This window comes from Vibrio bivalvicida (assembly GCF_001399455.2).
In the GTDB taxonomy this organism is placed as follows: Bacteria; Pseudomonadota; Gammaproteobacteria; order Enterobacterales; family Vibrionaceae; genus Vibrio; species Vibrio bivalvicida.
Genome location: NZ_LLEI02000014.1, coordinates 69,240 through 87,396 on the forward strand (window position 1 = coordinate 69,240; position 18,157 = coordinate 87,396).

Below are 18,157 nucleotides of genomic sequence, written 5' to 3' on the forward strand. Positions count from 1 at the left end.
CAAGACGAAACATCTACCACTTTAGAGGCACGCCTATTACGTGGTAATTCTAGTTCAAATGTAACAAGTTTGTTTCAATTCACGACCCTTTCTTACTCTATTTCAGCTTTCAAGATGGGGTGACGAAAAGGCAATTTCGCGTACAATAATGGCGTGATTGAAGGAGAAAATATGGACAGTGTGGTAGATATCTCTTGGCCTGTTTTAGCACTATTTTTCAGCCTACTAGCAGTTCCTCTGCTTATAAGCCATCACTATCAATTGAAGATAGGTAAAGAGGCAATTATCAGTGTGTCGCGGATGACCTTGCAATTGTTGATGGTGGGTATCTATCTTCAGTACCTTTTTCAACTAAATAGCTTGGCCATTAACACTCTGTGGTTAGTAATAATGACTCTAATAGGTGCGAGTGCCATCATAGCAAAGGCTACGCTCCCAAAACGAACGCTGCTATTTCCTGTCACTATGGCTTTAGCAACAGCTTTATTCCCTATGCTAGCTGTCATCTCGCTCGTTGTAATTCAACCGCAACCTTTCTATAGCACTCAATACGTGATCCCTCTCGCTGGCATGTTGCTCGGCAACTCGATGAGCGGCAATATCGTTGCTTTACAAAACTTCTTTACCGCAATAGAAGAACGAAAAAGTGAATATGAAGCAGCTATCTCATTAGGGGCTTCACCTTCGTATGCCACTTTACCCTTTGTTCAAGATGCCATTCGTCGTTCTCTCGCTCCCACACTAGCGACGATGAGCGCCACAGGGCTGGTCACTTTACCAGGAATGATGACAGGGCAAATCCTTGGGGGCGCTAGCCCAATTGTTGCGATTAAGTACCAAATCATGATTATGGTTGCGATCTTGGTAATGATGTCGGTCTCGGTGACACTCTCTTTGCACCTAACCATTAGAAGATGCATTAACAAAGAAGGAAGAGTATTAGTCAAAACCAAGCCTCCACATTGATCGTTTGTGCAAAGTAAAATGCCTTGGGGATCTTATCCACAGATTCTGTGGATAACCGTGGTGATACATAGGAAACAACTGGTCTATCCAGAATTCAAGAGAATTCTCAATAAAAATTTTCTTTGCATTCATACGCATATAATTTAATTCGAGAAGTGTAATAAAGATGTCATACCAAGCTCATAGGTTTGAAGCTAGTTAACCAAGGAGTGCGTTATGTTGACCCCAATTGACACCTATGATGTAGAAGTTCAAGAAATTGAACTTACCAACATCCGAGACTGGCTGATTGCTCTGCCGAAAGAGATGGCTCCAAGAGAAGAGATTCCGGAATCAGAATTTGGCTGCTGGCATTAAAAAGGCTCACATCATGTGAGCCTTCAAAAAACATCAAGTACGCTAGTCACGTAGATAGATTAACCAGTACCACATGCCAACGAAGACTCCACCACCGATAATATTACCAAGTGTCACAGGAATGAGGTTGTTGGTGATGAAATCGATCATGTTCAAATCGGCGTAGTCTGCAATATTCGCCCCTGTCATCTGCCAAAACTCTGCGGGTGCAAAATTCTTGATCCCGATAGCCATTGGAACTTGAAACATGTTGGCGATACAGTGCTCAAACCCCGCAGAGACAAACATAGCGACTGGCAATATCAGCACAGCAATTTTGTCCGTCAGTGTACGACCGCTGAATGTCATCCAAACAGCAATACATACCAAAACATTACACATCACCCCTAGTGATACTGCGGACAGAAAAGTGTGATGTAACTTATGCTGTGAAATTGCCATAGCGTTAAGGCCCACTTGACCATGGTCGAACATGTACTGCTTTGTTAGTAGCATGCACACCACCAAAAGCAAGGCACCTACAAGGTTGCCACCGTAAACGACCGCCCAATTTTTAAACAGCATTTTCCAAGTTATTTTGCCACTGGCTCGTGCAACCAGAGTCAAGACTGAACTGGTGAATAGTTCACCGCCAGTCACTACGACTAAGATAAGACCTAGACTAAACGCGAACCCACCTAGAAGGCGAGTGATGCCCCAAGGTAGCTCACCGGCGCCGGTAGTAACAATGGTATAAAAGACGAAAGCGATACCAATATGTATTCCGGCAGATATCGCCAACAGAAAAGATTTAACGGGATCTTTCGTCGCTTTGCCAACGCCAATTTCTGCAGCGCGCTCAGCCATTTGTGGGGGTAGGAGAGAATCAAACTGGTGGTTTAAGTTCATCATGAGTGAAACATTTTGCAACATGTGGATTGATGGAGGCGGATAATCACTCGATTTTTATTCAAATTCAAGCGTTAATTAGCCACACAAGACAAAATGTTATTTCTCTACAGAAAACACTTAGTATATGTTGACAATATAGAGCTAAAAATAACTAAATTAGCCATTACCATTTCACATGTATACCATAATAATCAATCACTTAACTAAAGGGCAATGATCATATTTTTGTTCTGACACTACTTTAGTCTTATTTTTCATAACAACAGCCATTTTTATTCACTATTTTCATTACAAGAAGAACAACGTGCTACTGACCAACAAAAGCGTCTGACAATCTTTGATTCTGATCTAGTGACAGGGCGATTGAACAACTACTAACCAATCCCTGCAATTCCTTAAGTGAAAGTAAGGGGTAGCTAACACTTCTCAACTCGTAACATTGCCGATTTATAACTTCATGATTAAGTTGAAAACAGTACTTTCTAAAAGGATTCGATTATGAAATTTACGCCTGAACATATGTCTGAACTTAACCTTTTACTTCAGTTTGACATCAGCAGTGCCGCGACAGGTATTAAGGTTCATCATGAAGCTTCTAAAGAGATGCAGGCAGCCGTTCAGCGCCTTTATGAAAAAGGTCTATGTACGTTACCTGATGGTGGATACCTAACTGACGAAGGCATTGAAATGGCTGAACACGCTGACAAAGCACTAAGAGTCCTAACTAGTTAGCACGATAAGGAACAATTGGAGAGCTAATACTTTTTTTCTTCGATAAATAGCGGCTGTACTTTTCGACAATTAGGGAAATATCAATCTTTTCCAAACCATCATTAAATACATCACGCCAGTTTTGCCCGTCTGGCGTGTTTTTGAACGCTAAGTACAGCTCTTTGCTTTCAAGTAGTCGCTCATTCATTCTTACTCGATTAGCTAGCACGTCTGCTCTAGGGTCAATACCGATCAAATACTCGAGTACATTAGAGTCTATAACAGCAGCATCCAAGCGCCCCTTAGCCACTTTGTATATGTTGCGGAGGTCATTTGCTGACGCTTCAACCTGAATTAGCCCTTCTTCCACTAGTAGGTCAAACTCGGTCGTATTTACATACCCTTGAACGACACCTATCCGATACAGAGTTAGATCATCGAGTGAATTCCATTTAATAGGGAATTTGGTATTTTCAACCAGCCCTAGAGGCCCTTGACCAATAGAGTTAGAAAAGACAAACTCGTCGGTTTCAAAGTAATATTCGGGAAAGTAGCCAATATACTTATTGCTTTTGTTTGCCAGCGCAACAGTGCGCACCCATGGTTTGAACTCAACAATAAGCTCATATCCCATGGCAGCAAATGCTTCACGTGCAACAGCAACCGACAACCCATATCCTTCGAGTTCTTCCCCAGAATACGGCGGCCACTCAAGTGAGGTCATATAAACTCTCTGAGTCGCCCCGCATGGAATTACACTGAATATGAGTATTACTATTAACAACCACTTCATGCTCACCTCTGACATGTAGGTAAACAACACCTACATAGTTAATAATAGGCACAGTGGTTTAATTATCTAGGCGCGCTCAAAGCACCATTTGTATGGCTGAAGGCGATCATATAGCCAGTTGAAGCCTGTCGCGTAAAAGAAAAAGAACACCAGAAACCCAGCTTCAAGCATTAGTGCTTGGAGGTATGTTATATTTAAGAACCAAGCAACAGTTGGTAAAGTGACAAAAATAAGCCCTCCCTCAAAGCCCGCCGTATGCCAAATACGGGTTGATAATGCTCTCTCAGCCCTAGGAACACGACAAACGCGATCAAAGCCAATATTGTAAAAGTAGTTCCAGACCACCGTAAACAAACTCAGCCCAACTCCTACCACAACTAAATCACTCGCCCCTTTGCCCGAAAACAGTGAAGCTACGGGAATAATGATGGCCAGCGCAATCAATTCAAAAAATAGTGCGTGGAAAATACGTTCTCTAGTTTGCATGTTAATTTCTCTCTTTAGTCACAAACGATGAGCTTATTTTCATCTATAATAACGATATTAAAAAGTTAGATACCATCAGTAAAAGCGATATGTTTAGTATTGAGCAACTAGAGGCCTTTGTGGCTACCGTTAAGGCAGGTTCATTTTCAGCAGCGGCTCGTCAATTGAATAAAGTCCAATCGGCCATCAGTCAGCATATTATGAACCTTGAACTTGATTGCGGTGTTGATCTGTTTGATCGTGCTGGTCGCTACCCTACATTAACCGAAGCAGGTAAACGCCTTCTTCCACATGCGAATGCCACCTTAAAACAGCATAAAAGGTTGGTCGAGTGCTCAGCATCATTGTTTAAAGAAGAAGAGTCGAATATCAGCATCGCTATTGATGAGGGCATTCCGGTCGAAAACTTTTCGCGCGCACTCGATTCCGTTTCAAGCCGCTATCCCGAGTTAAAAGTGGAAGTTCTCGTCGCTTCAAGTATCGACATTATTGAGCTAGTCGCAGATAAACGGGTCACCACTGGGCTCATTTTTTCTGAGATTGAACTTCCACCAAATGTCGATTTTGAGTCAGTGGGGCATATTGAGTTTGATCTCTATGTTGGACATACTCATCCACTTGCCAACCAACAATCCGAAAATGTCGACCAGCTATTGCTTCATCGACAATTGTTGTTACGCTCTAAAAATGCAAAAGTTAGTGGTTTCCAGCAAGCACATAGTCCAGACCTGTGGTATGCAGACAGCTACTACGTTCTGCTGGAGTTGATCAGCAATGGCTTTGGCTGGGGCTTCTTACCTACTCATATCGCATCTGTGTATGAGCAAAGTGGGAAAATTACCAAAATTCCGGTTCGCTACGAACAACTATGTTGGCACGCTAATGTCGATGTGATTCAACATCAAGCATACGGTTTTAAGCCGATACACCAACTTTTACGTAGTGAATTGCGTAAGTTATTATCAGGGACAGAGCAATGAAAACGATCTCAATCGTCGGCGGAGGTTGGCTTGGTCAGCCTCTTGGTCAATACCTTACTTCTATCGGTCATAAAGTCTATGTAAGCAAGACGACGGCCGAAGGTGTTGATGAACTGCGCAGTAAAGGAATCGACAGCTTTCTATGCGACCTAAATGGTGGTAGCGAAGCACTTACCGCTCACCTAAATAACCATCCGAGCGAGATAGTGATTGGCTGTTTTCCACCAGGATTCCGAAAAGGTGGAGGAAAGCAATACGTTAGTCAGTGGGCTGCCCTGATTGAGTCTGCTAAGCAACAGGGGGTCTCTCGCGTTGTCATGGTGAGTTCGACAACTGTCTATCCAAACATTGCTAAAGAGATGGACGAAGAAGATGCTACCCTCGCGCTTGCGAAGGGAAGTCCAGATTTTAGCGACAATGCGACAACTATGCTGCAAGCAGAGGATGCGTTAATCAATTCAGGACTGAGTTTCGCTATTGTTCGCTGTAGCGGGCTAGTCGGTCCAAACCGTCACCCTTCAAGGTTTGCCGCCAAGCTAAAACAGGTTAGCCAACAAGCCCCCGCGAATATGATTCATCTGCAAGATGCAATTGGCGCTGTCAGTCACATGGCTTTTTGCGCGAAATCGACCACAGTAAATGCAACGACTCCTAACACAGTCAGCAAAGCTGAGTTCTATCAGGCGGCACTAAGTAGTGTCGGTTCCGCAGAGCCATTACCCCCCATCTCCCAGCAAGCCGATAAAAGAATTATCGCAGGTAAACTGATTGAATTGGGTTACCGCTTCCACTATCAACACACCTTAGAATTGGTTTAACAGTCAAAGAGTCGATGATGAGTAAACTTAAACTATACCAACATATCGAGCGTCTATGGTCATATATGCAACTTAACCATACATTGATAAAATCGGATTGCATCTTTGTATTGGGAAGTAATGATGTACGTGTGGCTGAGTATGCCGCGCAGCTTTTCTTAGACGGTTGGGCAGGTAAGCTGATATTTTCTGGCGGCGTCGGACGCCTTACCGACGGGATATTTGAATCAACCGAGGCATTGACGTTCGCAGCCCTTGCGCGCGATATGGGCGTTCCTAGCGACTGTATTATTATTGAAAATAAGGCCACCAACACGGGCGAAAACATTCGTTTTACATATGAGCTGATGAACCAATTGGGCGAAGAGTTCCGCTCGTTTATCCTCGTTCAAAAACCTTATATGGAAAGGCGAACTTATGCCACATTTACGAAACAGTGGCCAATCCCATATGAGGCCATCTGTGTAACATCTCCCAAGACCAAATTCTGCGACTATTTCAACGAAGATATTGATCTTGAAACAACAGTCACTGCAATGCTAGGAGACTTTGAAAGGATTAAGACATACCCTGCCCTTGGCTTTCAGGTCGAGCAAAAAATTCCTCAAGAAATCGATGACTCTTATCATTTGCTCAAGACAGTATTTGGATAAATACAACTGCAAACTTATGGCTAGAGCCTTTAGCGAGGTTATTAGAACAGATCCAGCTTTGCGTCATTAGGGTTTTAAGTAAACCACACAACAAAAAGCCAGAGCGATTGCTCTGGCTTTTCCTTACTTCTGCTACGACTACTTAGTGAATCGCTGCTTCTTTCTCGCTTAAGTATTTAAACCTAAGCTCGTCACCTTTAAGATCTACTTTCACCGTGCCGCCATCAATTAAAGAACCAAACAATAATTCGTTGGCCAGTGGTTTCTTAAGCTGGTCTTGAATCACACGACCCATAGGACGAGCGCCCATCGCTTTATCGTACCCTTTAGTTGCAAGCCAGTCGCGAGCATCATCAGAGACTTCAAGGGATACACCACGAGCATCCAGTTGAGCTTGAAGCTCAACGATAAACTTATCAACCACTTGGTGAATAACATGCTCATCTAAGCTGTTAAACCAGATGATATTATCAAGACGATTACGGAACTCTGGTGTAAACACTTTCTTAATTTCAGACATCGCATCATGGCTATGATCTTGTTGGATCAAACCAATCGATTTCTTCTCTGTCATCTGGACACCCGCGTTAGTTGTCATCACGACAATTACGTTACGGAAGTCAGCTTTGCGACCATTATTGTCAGTTAATGTACCGTTATCCATGACTTGTAACAGCAAGTTGAAGATGTCTGGGTGAGCTTTCTCGATTTCATCCAATAGCACAACAGAATGAGGATGTTTGATAACAGCATCTGTTAGCAAACCACCTTGGTCATAACCAACATAACCTGGGGGGGCACCAATCAAACGGCTCACAGAATGGCGCTCACCGTATTCAGACATATCAAAGCGTAATAGCTCGATGCCGAGCAGTTTAGAAAGCTGCACAGTTACTTCTGTCTTACCTACGCCTGTCGGGCCTGCAAACAGGAATGAACCAACAGGTTTGTTGTCCGCTCCAAGGCCTGCACGCGTGAGTTTGATCGCTTCACTTAGCACATCAATCGCATCATCTTGACCAAACACCAGCATCTTCATCTTCTCATCAAGCTTTTGCAAAATCTCTTTATCAGAAGACGACACTGATTTTTCAGGAATACGGGCCATTTTCGCCACCATTGCTTCAATATCGGCTACGCTTACCGTCTTCTTACGACGGCTTGCTGGCGCTAAACGGCTGCGTGCACCGGCTTCATCAATGACGTCAATCGCCTTATCTGGCAAATGGCGCTCATTAATGTATTTCGCCGACAACTCAACGGCAGCACGAAGTGCCTTGTTGGTGTAGCGGACTTCATGGTGAGCTTCATATTTTGGTTTCAGACCGATCAAAATCTTAGTTGTGTCATCCAAAGAAGGTTCGACAATATCGATTTTTTGGAAACGTCGAGACAGAGCACGCTCTTTCTCAAAGATATTACTGTACTCTTGGTAAGTCGTTGAACCAATACAACGTAGCTTACCACTACTCAGTAGAGGTTTAATTAAGTTAGCCGCATCTACTTGGCCACCCGATGCCGCACCCGCACCGATAATGGTGTGAATTTCATCAATAAATAGAATGGCGTCGTCTTCTTTTTCAAGCTGCTTCAAAATCGCCTTGAACCGCTTCTCAAAATCTCCGCGGTATTTAGTACCAGCGAGTAAAGAGCCAATATCTAAAGAATAAATAACGCTATCAGCAATGATATCTGGCACTTGGCCTTCGACAATACGCCATGCTAGACCTTCTGCAATTGCAGTTTTACCTACACCTGCCTCGCCAACAAGAAGTGGGTTGTTTTTACGGCGACGACACAAAACCTGAACCGTCCGTTCAAGCTCTTTATCGCGCCCGATAAGTGGATCAATCTGACCTTGTTTGGCTAATTGATTGAGATTGGTTGCAAAACTTTCTAGACGCTCTTCTGAACCCGTATCTTCAGCACTCTCGCTACCAAATGAATCGGAAGAAGGCTCATCACCAGAACTAGAAGCTTTCGTAATTCCATGAGAAATAAAGTTAACAATATCTAGGCGACTAATATCATTTTTCTTAAGAAGGTAAGCCGCATGAGATTCTTGTTCACTAAAAATTGCCACCAGTACATTTGCACCTGTGACTTCGCTGCGTCCTGAAGACTGAACATGGAACACTGCTCTTTGCAAAACGCGTTGAAAACTCAAAGTGGGTTGCGTTTCGCGAGTTTCGTCGTTTTCTGGGATAAGAGGTGTTGTTTGATCGATAAATACATCGAGTTCACCTCGAAGGGCCTCGATATCTGCCTGACACGCTTGCAGGGCCTCACGCGCAGCATCGTTTTCTAGCAATGCTAACAGGAGGTGCTCGACGGTCATAAACTCATGTCTTTTGTCTCTAGCGCGAGCAAATGCGCCATTCAGACTCGACTCCAATTCTTTATTCAGCATAAGTACCTCCTTTAAGAACAACTTAGGTTGCTCGAACAAGCGCTATGCTTGCTCCATTGTACAAAGCAAAGGATGCTCATTCTCTTTCGAATACATAGTAACTTGCGCTACCTTCGTCTCAGCAACTTCTGCAGTATACGTGCCACAAATTGCCTTGCCTTCATAATGCACCTTGAGCATCACTTGTGTCGCCTTGTCGATATCCATAGAAAAAAAACGTTCTAAGATTTCAATCACAAAGTCCATCGGGGTGTAATCATCGTTGTTTAACACAACGTTATACATGGACGGCGGCTTAATTTTTGTTTTTTCTAACTCCAGTAAATCGGAACCGGGAGTGACCCATTCAAAATGTTTGCTCATGACTCATCGTTGCTGCTGTTTTATCTTTGTTAATTTTACCACTTCATTGAGCGTAAGTTTCGAATTTAGTTCTAACTATTAACGGTTTGTTTATCTTACATGGTTGATTTTCGCGAGAAAGACCAGCATAGCTTCAGACAAAATACGTCAAACTTTTTTTGCCCTTACTTAGAGACTAATGCAGCATTAGAGTCGCTGCAAATAAAAGATTTCACTTATCAGAAGAGCTGTATCTAATTGATTAAAAAGAAACCAAAAACCATTCACCCCGCCTATATTTATGCATAATTAACAAAATCATTAGTTGCGAAAATGTAAATCTCAAAAGCGATTTGTTTGTAAATATGTAGACTGTAATACCTTTTTCCTATTGACTGTCACCCATCATTGGCTACATTGGTCAAATAGTGACTGAAATTTTGGCAGCGGCTGAATGAAAATTCACTTTCTGTTTACAAGGAATCAATGTAAACACCTTAACAACATCAGTAACAATATGCATGAGGGATGTATAGCATGGCTACAGGTACAGTAAAATGGTTTAACAACGCCAAAGGATTTGGCTTTATTTGTCCTGAGGGAGAAGATGGAGACGTGTTCGCACATTACTCCACAATTCAAATGGACGGTTATCGTACTCTGAAAGCTGGCCAACAAGTGAGTTTTGAAGTGGAAGAAGGACCTAAAGGCTACCACGCTAGCTCTGTGGTTCCGGTTGAAGCTCAACCAGCAAAATAATCGCTGCCAACTTAAACTAAGTTTAAATCATCGAAAAAAAACCCGCCAGTTGGCGGGTTTTGTTGTTTATCTCGCTAAGTCTAGCGATTGATCACACCATTAAGTGTTGCGCTTGGGCGCATCAGTGGTGCTGCTTTATCAAATACCGGCGCGTAATAACCGCCTAGTTCACCCGCCACACCTTGAGCGTCGTTTAGCTCTGCAACAATCTTTTCTTCATTTGCAGATAGTGCCTGTGCTATTGGTGCGAATTCCGCAGCTAGCTCCGCATCCGCGCTTTGAGAAGCCAATGCTTGCGCCCAGTATGTCGCTAGGTAGTAGTGGCTACCACGGTTATCTAGCTCACCTACACGACGTGATGGAGACTTGTTGTTGTCGAGGAAATCACCTGTTGCTTTATCTAAAGCATCAGCAAGCACTTGTGCTTTCGCATTGCCCGTTACTGTGCTTAAGTGCTCTAGAGAGGCTGCTAGCGCTAGGAATTCACCCAGTGAGTCCCAACGTAAGTGGTTTTCTTTTTCAACTTGTTGAACGTGCTTCGGAGCCGAGCCACCAGCACCCGTTTCAAACAGGCCACCACCGTTCATCAGTGGAACAATTGAAAGCATCTTAGCTGAAGTACCAAGTTCTAGGATTGGGAACAAGTCAGTTAGGTAGTCACGAAGTACGTTACCCGTTACAGAAATTGTATCTTGGCCCTGTTTGATTCGAGCTAGAGAGAATTGACATGCTTCTAATGGCGCTAAGATCTTAATCTCTAGACCTGAAGTGTCGTGGTTAGGTAAGTAGGCGTTTACTTTTTTGATTAACTGAGCATCGTGTGCGCGGTTTTCGTCCAACCAGAAGACTGCCGGTACACCCGTTGCACGAGCGCGAGTTACCGCAAGCTTAACCCAGTCTTGGATTGGCGCATCTTTAACCTGACACATACGGAAAATATCGCCTTCTTCTACTGCTTGCTCGAGTAGAGCAGCACCAGAAGCGTCAACAACACGCACCGTACCAGCAGCGTCTAGAATGAATGTTTTGTCATGCGAGCCGTACTCTTCAGCTTTTTGAGCCATTAGGCCCACGTTCGGCACACTACCCATTGTAGTTGGATCGAATGCGCCGTTTTCTTTACAGAAATCAATAACTGCTTGGTAGATACCTGCGTAGCTACGATCTGGGATTAGCGCTTTGGTATCTTTCTGTTTGCCATCTGGGCCCCACATCTGACCTGATGAACGCAGCATTGCAGGCATAGACGCATCAACAATAATGTCGCTTGGTACATGTAAGTTAGTAATACCACGGTCTGAATCAACCATCGCTAATGGTGGTTGAGTTTCGTAAACAGCCTGTAGAGCCGCTTCGATCTCTTCTTTTTGAGCAGCAGGAAGCGCTTGAATCTTAGTGTAAACGTCGCCAATTCCGTTGTTTACATCAACGCCTAGCTTGTCAAACACATCACCGTATTTCGCGAAAACGTCTTTGTAGTAAACCTTAACTGCATGACCGAAGATCACGGGATCAGAGACTTTCATCATGGTCGCTTTCATATGCAATGAAAGCAATACATCTTGCTTTTTCGCTTCTACGATTTGTGCTTCAAAGAATTCGACTAGCGCTTTCTTGTTCATTACAGAGCAGTCGATGATCTCTTGGTCTTGAAGTGGGAAAGCACCTTTTAGCTCTTTCACCGAGCCATCAGCTGCAACAAATTCAATCTTAACGTCAGTTGCGCCTTCTACCGTGTGCGATTTTTCACTACCGAAGAAATCGTTGCCAGCCATGCTAGAAACGTGCGATTTAGAGTCCGCAGACCAAGCACCCATTGAGTGTGGGTTCTTCTTGGCGTAGTTCTTTACAGATAGCGGTGCACGACGATCAGAGTTGCCTTCACGTAGTACAGGGTTCACTGCACTACCTTTGATCTTGTCGTAGGTCGCTTTAATCGCTTCTTCTTCGTACGTGCTAGGCTCTTCAGGATAGTTAGGTAGGTTGTAACCTTTATCTTGCAGCTCTTTAATTGCAGCTTTTAGTTGAGGAATCGAAGCTGAGATGTTTGGCAGCTTAATAATGTTTGCTTCTGGTGTTTTCGCCAGTTCGCCTAATTCAGCTAGTGCGTCACCAATGCGTTGCTCGTCTGTTAGATGCTCTGGGAAGTTAGCGATAATACGCCCAGCAAGAGAGATATCACGAGTGTCAACATTGATACCTGAAGAAGCAGTAAACGATTGAATAATTGGTAGTAGTGAGTATGTCGCTAGCGCAGGTGCTTCGTCAGTAATCGTGTAAATGATTGTAGGTTTTTCTGTAGGCATGAAATTTCCCTATTTGTTCTAACCGGATCGCTTAGAGAAGTGATCCTGTGTGTGTTTCCGCTAACAAGTTATGAATAATCCCCTCACTTGTTGCGCTTTGTCCGTCTCTTTTTGTTTTCGTCACTTAGTCAGCGACATCCTTGAGAGCGATTCGTTATAATTAAACAAAATGACAAGAATAGTCTATTATCTTGTTCGCCAATCCTGTTTTCGGGCGCGCAAATGGTAGCTTATTTGGCATCTCGTTAAAAGTTATACCCACACTTCGTTTACATTTTTGCAAGGTAGTTAACATGTCACCACGCTCACAACGTGAGTCCAAACCGTCTTCAACACGTCACGGTAATCCCGGTTTTAAACGCCCTTCTTCGGCAAAAAAGAGCAATAAACATTCGTCTCGAAATCGCCAGAAGCTGACCAGCAATAAGCCAAGAATAGCACCTGAGGATCGCAAGGTGGTTATATTCAACAAGCCTTTCGACACTCTTAGCCAGTTTACAGACGGTGAAGGTAGAAAAACCTTGGCTGACTTCATCCCTGTTAAAGGCGTCTATGCTGCTGGCAGACTTGATCGTGACAGTGAAGGTTTAATGGTACTCACCAATGACGGTATCTTGCAGGCTAAGCTCACCCAGCCTCAATCTAAGTCACCAAAAACCTATTGGGTGCAAGTTGATGGCGCACCATCAAAATCTGATTTAGATAAACTGCGTAAGGGCGTAGAGTTAAAAGACGGCATGACACTTCCTGCAAAAGTAGAAGTAATAGAGCAACCAAAAGTGTGGGATCGCAACCCGCCTGTTCGTTTTAGAGCCAACATTCCTACTACATGGCTAGCGATTACCATTATTGAAGGACGCAACCGACAAGTCCGCCGAATGACGGCAAATATCGGTTTTCCTACCCTGCGTTTGATTCGCTACTCAATGGGGGATATAAAGCTAGGTGACCTGTTACCGGGAGAATGGAAACAAATCCAGATCTAAGACTTTAATCCAATTATCATTGAGTTAGCTTTTTTGTATAGCAAAACAAGCTGCTCATTTTATGCATACACATCACATTACGTTAGGGATGAGATTGAGGTTTTATCCTCCTCCCTCTCTACGTCCCCAAGCGTAAGTTTGCTGAAACAATCGATCCCACATCACGCATTCAGTTGCCTATCACTGCACGATTTGTGACAGCGAGCCCCGAAACGGTAATTTTCGCACTAAGAAATAACTTAGCTTAAATCGCTCACACATTGTTGGCTCACGATCCCCCTAAAATCGTTACGCTTAACTATAACAATGGACGTGAATCGTGAAACAACAACTAAACTTGTCAACACTAACCAAAGCAATGCTACCGGTACTCACAGTACCGTTGCTCATGGCTTGCCAGCAAGAAACCGACTGTACCTCTCCTCAGCAATCTGCAGATCAAATCAACATCCCAGCATGGTGTGAGATGCCAATAGAACCGGAGGTAAAGGAAAAACGGCGCTTAATTAGCTACATCATGGCTCCCGAAGAGAGTAGCTCGCACCTTTCGCATCGCACAAAAAAGCGAGATTGGGTACTAGAATGTGGCAACAAAAAATATCGCGCAAGTGGCTCGGATGAGTACGGCCCATACTGGCTACTTAAATCCCGAAAAACAACTGGCGCATGTACCGTCAACCACAAGGGCTCCGAGGTCATCTCGGTGACTCTTGATCCTCAAGCCAAATTTCAAGGCATCACAGAACACGGTGAAGTGGTTAATGAGAACCGCCGTGCAACCTTGTTAACATCACTGGGGCTCGATCAACAAGGGACAGATGTTAAGCTTCCACAAATTGATGCTCCGGGAGAGCTCGCTGCACCACCAGCAGGCCACTTCGCCATTCAACTCTATGATCCTATGGGCGATTATCAAGAGGTGGGACAAGGTCTCAACGGCTACGCTAACTACAACCTGCACCTGTGGAACAATGGAACGCCTTGCGCTGCAGGCGATCCTGCTGGATTCAACAACGGTTGGGACGATACTTCGATAACACCAGATGCGGCTGATCATTTTGGTCCAATTTGGTACGTGCCCGTAACCGACGACCCTAGCCAGTGTTTCAACGCGATTGTCCGCAATGGAAACAAAGACAAAATCATCGGATCCGACCTTGCTATCGATATTTCAGCCATGGATAGCCACCCTTCGGTGACTTTTGTTCCTGGAGACAGCACTGCCTACGCAAGCCGAACCTTTGTATACAACAACCTTGACCTAGGCTTCAATGTAGATACGGTGGGAGCTATCTTATTAGATGAGCGTACCCTTGTGTGGAAAGGTGCCAAAGGTGCCGATCAAGTGCAACTCATGTTCTCTGAGCAAGGTAAGTACCAAGTTTCGGAGCAAGGAATTGTAAGTGCACTTTCAATTAAGCTGACTCCAACATCGCTAAGCAGTGAACAAAAAACCCGCTACCCACATCTTGCCGACTACCCTGCTTATGAGGTACCCGCCGCGTTATATGGTTTGGTAAAAACCAGCCTGGTGGCAGTTGCGTCTAATAGTAGCGGGGCTGAGAAGCCTTCGACTCTTCGAGCGGTAACAGGCGTTCAATACGCTGGTGCACTCGACGCCATGTTCGCACAAGAGGCAACTGAACTTGAGTATGGTGCTGTTTATGATGATAACCGAGTGACGTTCCGACTTTGGGCACCAACTGCCCACAATGTCGAGTTAGTGGTTTATGACCAGAACAAAGTTGAACTCAAACGCTACCCAATGACCGAAGATATCTATTCAGGTAGTTGGAGCGTGCGCAAGCGGGTAAAAGCAGTCGACGGTAAATACTACCGCTATGCTATGAAGGTATTTCAGCCTAGAGAGCAACTTACCGCTGAATATGAAGTCACGGATCCATACTCAGTAAGCTTGGCAATGAACTCAACTCACAGCCAAGCGATCAATCTTGATGCAAGCGAGTTAAAACCATCGGGATGGGACGCTCTCCAAGCACCTCATTCACAAAATGAAAACAACGGTGACTTGGCTAACCTTACAATTTACGAGTCACATGTAAGAGATTTTTCTGCTCATGACGCGTCAACCGTCAACAAAGGGAAGTACCTTGCGTTCACTGAAAGTGGCAGCGTACCAGTTAACCACCTTAAAGAACTTGAGCAAGCAGGCATGACCCACTTACACCTCATGCCTGTATTTGATATTGCTACCATAAACGAAGACCCTGATCAGGTAGCGAACATTGATGAGCCATTTAGCAAGCTATGTAACTTAGTACCAAAAGTTAACAGTGACGCAAACTTTAGTGGCTACTGTGAAACCGGCCTATCCATCGCTGATGTCTATTCTGAAATCTTAACCTCAGATGACAAATCGACTCCACTGGTTCAAGATCTCACCCAATATGTACGTACAGTAGACAGCTACAACTGGGGATATGACCCATTCCATTACACGGTTCCAGAAGGCTCATACGCGACGGACGCGGAAGGTACTCAGCGTATCGTTGAATTCCGCGAAATGGTTCAAGCCGTGAAACAAGATATTGGCATGAACGTGGTTGTTGATGTTGTTTACAACCACACTAATGCATCGGGCTATCAGAGTGATAAATCTGTACTTGATAAAGTTGTGCCGCTTTATTACCACCGCCTCGTTCCAGATACGGGGGTAGTCGAAACCTCGACCTGTTGCGAAAACACGGCACCTGAACATGCCATGTTTGCCAAGCTTATCGATGACTCTATCCAAACATGGGTTCGTGACTATAAAATCGATGCATTCCGTTGGGACCTTATGGGGCATCACCCGTTAAGTCAGATCCAGCAAACACTGGCCGCCGCGCGCGACATTAATCCTGACGTTTACTTCTACGGCGAAGGGTGGAACTTTGGTGAAGTCGCGGATGACAAACGCTTTATTCAAGCCACTCAAAAGCACTTAGGTGGCACTGGAATAGGATCATTTTCAGACCGATTGCGCGACGCCGCTCGTGGAGGAAGCCCGTTTGAGTCTGGCGATGACATCCGTCGTATGCAAGGCTTTGCGACAGGTGCCGCAGTGCTAGCAAATGAACTCACGGACTATAGCGGTAATGAAGCCGAAACTGAGCTTGCGCGAGCACTGCACCAAGCTGACCTAATTCGTCTAGGTATGGCAGGCAACTTAAAAACGTTCAAGCTTATCGACTCTAGTAACCAAACGCTGTTAGGCCAAGACGTTGACTACAACGGTCAAGCGGCAGGCTATGCAGACCAACCTTGGGAGATCCAAAACTACGTCTCTAAACACGATAACCAGACGTTTTGGGATATCAACATGTATAAGGTGGCAGAATCAGCAAGCACTGATGTAAGAGTCAGAATGCAGACCATTGGCACCGCAACTGTTTTACTAGGACAAGCAATGCCGTTCAACCATATGGGTGGTGAACTGCTTCGTTCAAAATCAATGCAGCGTGACTCTTACGATTTTGGTGATTGGTACAATCTTGTCGATTTTGACCGTTCAGACAACAACTGGAATAAAGGCTTACCCGCGGCAGAAAAGGATCTGGCTAACTACGAACAAATTGAGCGTGCCATTGCAGACGCGAACACACACCCTACTCCGTCTGATATTGATGCGATGTTCGCCAACTACAAGGAGCTGCTTCAACTACGTCAATCAAGCAAACTATTCACATTGCCAAGTGGTGACGAAATCATTAGTCGCGTCGATTTCCGCAATACTGGCAGCGCACAAACACCAGGTCTAATCGTCATGACGGTGGATAACGGTATCACGCAAAGTTCAGACATGGATCCTAACCTCGATGCCTTGGTAGTTATGATTAATGCAACACCGAACCATCAGTCATTCGGTCATTTCAATGACCATTTGGGTAATCGTATTGAGCTTAGCGGCTTTGAACTTAGTGATACACATAGTCAAGGCAACATGTCTAATGGTGCTTACTTCAACGCTAGTAAACAAACATTTGAAGTACCTGCTTGGTCAGTGGCTGTGTTCGAACAAGCTCGCGCAGTTGAACGAGGGCTTGGCCTGCCTGTTTCAGAAAAGCAAGGTGATCTGCCACCATTTGGCGCACGTAAAGTGTACATCGCTGGAGGATTTCCTCTCTCAGTTTGGGACCCAGCAACAATTGAAGTTCCTTACCTAGGCGAAGGTATCTATGGTGTGACACTTGGGCTAGATAGCGATACCGGTTACAAGTTCACCATGGGTTCTTGGGATGAGCAGTACAGTTGTGGTGGTGGCAATTGCCCTTCAAACTATCAAGAATTGGGGATGTACCAATTCAAGCTTGATGCCACTAACACCGTATCTCCAAACGTCATTGAGGCACAGCTTGTCGAAAGCTATGAAGGCAAAGAGTGGTTCATTCCAGGCGCTCTATCCGGTGGTTGGGATCATACTGTCGCTCGCAAGATGGACCTAACAACAAGTAGTCTGGCTACGTTTACCACCTCAACGCTAACAAGTGGTACAAGTTACGACTTCAAATTCACCTGTGGAGATTGGGGACAATGCGAGCATGGTTTTGACGCAGTTATTGCAGGAGAAAATTCTCTGCCATTTGGCAGTAACTCAGGAAACATCAGCTTCACTCCTGACAGTGATGGAGCTTTCCAAGTACAGTTTAACGTCTTAACCAAAGCTCTTACCATTAGTACTCTGTAGAGAATCTACAGA

15 protein-coding genes are annotated in these 18,157 nt (G+C 44.5%); 9 read left to right on the forward strand and 6 right to left on the reverse strand.

From position 1 onward, the window contains the following. The first annotated feature begins 171 nt into the window (after positions 1-171). Together APB76_RS02170 and APB76_RS22885 are read left to right on the forward strand one after the other, a co-directional pair. Positions 172-966, forward strand: a complete 795-nt coding sequence (locus tag APB76_RS02170) for an ABC transporter permease (protein WP_049846836.1) — start codon at positions 172-174, stop codon at positions 964-966. A gap of 216 nt (positions 967-1,182) precedes the next feature. Further along, a complete protein-coding gene (locus APB76_RS22885; RefSeq protein ID WP_157633180.1) occupies positions 1,183-1,323 on the forward strand; it encodes a hypothetical protein in 141 nt (46 codons plus the stop codon). Positions 1,324-1,365: 42 nt separating this feature from the next. Here APB76_RS22885 and focA read toward each other — a convergent pair whose 3' ends face one another. Continuing rightward, positions 1,366-2,211, reverse strand: coding sequence for a formate transporter FocA (gene focA / locus APB76_RS02175; protein ID WP_049847004.1), 846 nt, complete (start codon positions 2,209-2,211; stop codon positions 1,366-1,368). Positions 2,212-2,712: 501 nt separating this feature from the next. On the opposite strand from focA, the gene APB76_RS02180 reads away from it, so the two are divergent. After that, positions 2,713-2,946, forward strand: coding sequence for a TIGR02647 family protein (locus APB76_RS02180; RefSeq protein ID WP_049846835.1), 234 nt, complete (start codon positions 2,713-2,715; stop codon positions 2,944-2,946). On the opposite strand, the gene APB76_RS02185 is transcribed toward APB76_RS02180, so the two are convergent. Both APB76_RS02185 and APB76_RS02190 read right to left on the reverse strand, forming a co-directional pair. Beyond that, complete coding sequence (locus APB76_RS02185) at positions 2,939-3,718, reverse strand: substrate-binding periplasmic protein (RefSeq protein ID WP_049846834.1); 780 nt, start codon at positions 3,716-3,718, stop codon at positions 2,939-2,941. The genes APB76_RS02180 and APB76_RS02185 overlap by 8 nt on opposite strands. Positions 3,719-3,784: 66 nt before the next feature. Further along, positions 3,785-4,204 (reverse strand): PACE efflux transporter, encoded by a 420-nt coding sequence (locus tag APB76_RS02190; protein WP_049846833.1) that lies wholly within the window; start codon positions 4,202-4,204, stop codon positions 3,785-3,787. Between the two features lie 89 nt (positions 4,205-4,293). On the opposite strand from APB76_RS02190, the gene APB76_RS02195 reads away from it, so the two are divergent. From APB76_RS02195 to APB76_RS02205, 3 genes are read left to right on the forward strand one after another with little or no spacing between them, the layout of a single operon-like run. Beyond that, positions 4,294-5,184: a LysR family transcriptional regulator gene (locus APB76_RS02195; RefSeq protein ID WP_049846832.1), complete on the forward strand. Its 891-nt coding sequence runs from the start codon at positions 4,294-4,296 to the stop codon at positions 5,182-5,184. Next, complete coding sequence (locus tag APB76_RS02200) at positions 5,181-6,002, forward strand: NAD(P)H-binding protein (RefSeq protein ID WP_054961403.1); 822 nt, start codon at positions 5,181-5,183, stop codon at positions 6,000-6,002. Before APB76_RS02195 ends, APB76_RS02200 begins: the two co-directional genes overlap by 4 nt. 17 nt (positions 6,003-6,019) lie before the next feature. Continuing rightward, a complete protein-coding gene (locus APB76_RS02205) occupies positions 6,020-6,655 on the forward strand; it encodes a YdcF family protein (RefSeq protein WP_054961402.1) in 636 nt (211 codons plus the stop codon). Positions 6,656-6,797: 142 nt separating this feature from the next. Here the strand turns inward: APB76_RS02205 and clpA are convergent, their stop codons facing one another. Both clpA and clpS read right to left on the reverse strand, forming a co-directional pair. Continuing rightward, complete coding sequence (gene clpA, locus APB76_RS02210; protein WP_049846829.1) at positions 6,798-9,065, reverse strand: ATP-dependent Clp protease ATP-binding subunit ClpA; 2,268 nt, start codon at positions 9,063-9,065, stop codon at positions 6,798-6,800. Positions 9,066-9,107: 42 nt separating this feature from the next. Beyond that, positions 9,108-9,428 carry an ATP-dependent Clp protease adapter ClpS gene (clpS, locus tag APB76_RS02215; RefSeq protein ID WP_049846828.1) on the reverse strand — a complete coding sequence of 107 codons (321 nt, stop codon included), beginning with the start codon at positions 9,426-9,428 and terminating at the stop codon, positions 9,108-9,110. A gap of 516 nt (positions 9,429-9,944) precedes the next feature. Between clpS and cspD the strand changes: the two genes are divergently transcribed. After that, positions 9,945-10,166 carry a cold shock domain-containing protein CspD gene (cspD, locus tag APB76_RS02220; protein ID WP_049846827.1) on the forward strand — a complete coding sequence of 74 codons (222 nt, stop codon included), beginning with the start codon at positions 9,945-9,947 and terminating at the stop codon, positions 10,164-10,166. An 80-nt stretch (positions 10,167-10,246) separates the two neighbouring features. Here cspD and APB76_RS02225 read toward each other — a convergent pair whose 3' ends face one another. Next, the gene (locus APB76_RS02225; protein ID WP_054961401.1) at positions 10,247-12,472 is read right to left on the reverse strand and encodes an NADP-dependent isocitrate dehydrogenase; all 2,226 of its coding nucleotides are present in this window, start codon (positions 12,470-12,472) and stop codon (positions 10,247-10,249) included. Between the two features lie 293 nt (positions 12,473-12,765). On the opposite strand from APB76_RS02225, the gene APB76_RS02230 reads away from it, so the two are divergent. Further along, on the forward strand, positions 12,766-13,458 hold the full coding sequence (locus APB76_RS02230) for a pseudouridine synthase (RefSeq protein ID WP_054961400.1): 693 nt from the start codon (positions 12,766-12,768) through the stop codon (positions 13,456-13,458). Between the two features lie 319 nt (positions 13,459-13,777). Continuing rightward, the gene (pulA, locus tag APB76_RS02235; protein WP_237767874.1) at positions 13,778-18,145 is read left to right on the forward strand and encodes a pullulanase-type alpha-1,6-glucosidase; all 4,368 of its coding nucleotides are present in this window, start codon (positions 13,778-13,780) and stop codon (positions 18,143-18,145) included. The last annotated feature ends 12 nt before the right edge of the window (positions 18,146-18,157 follow it).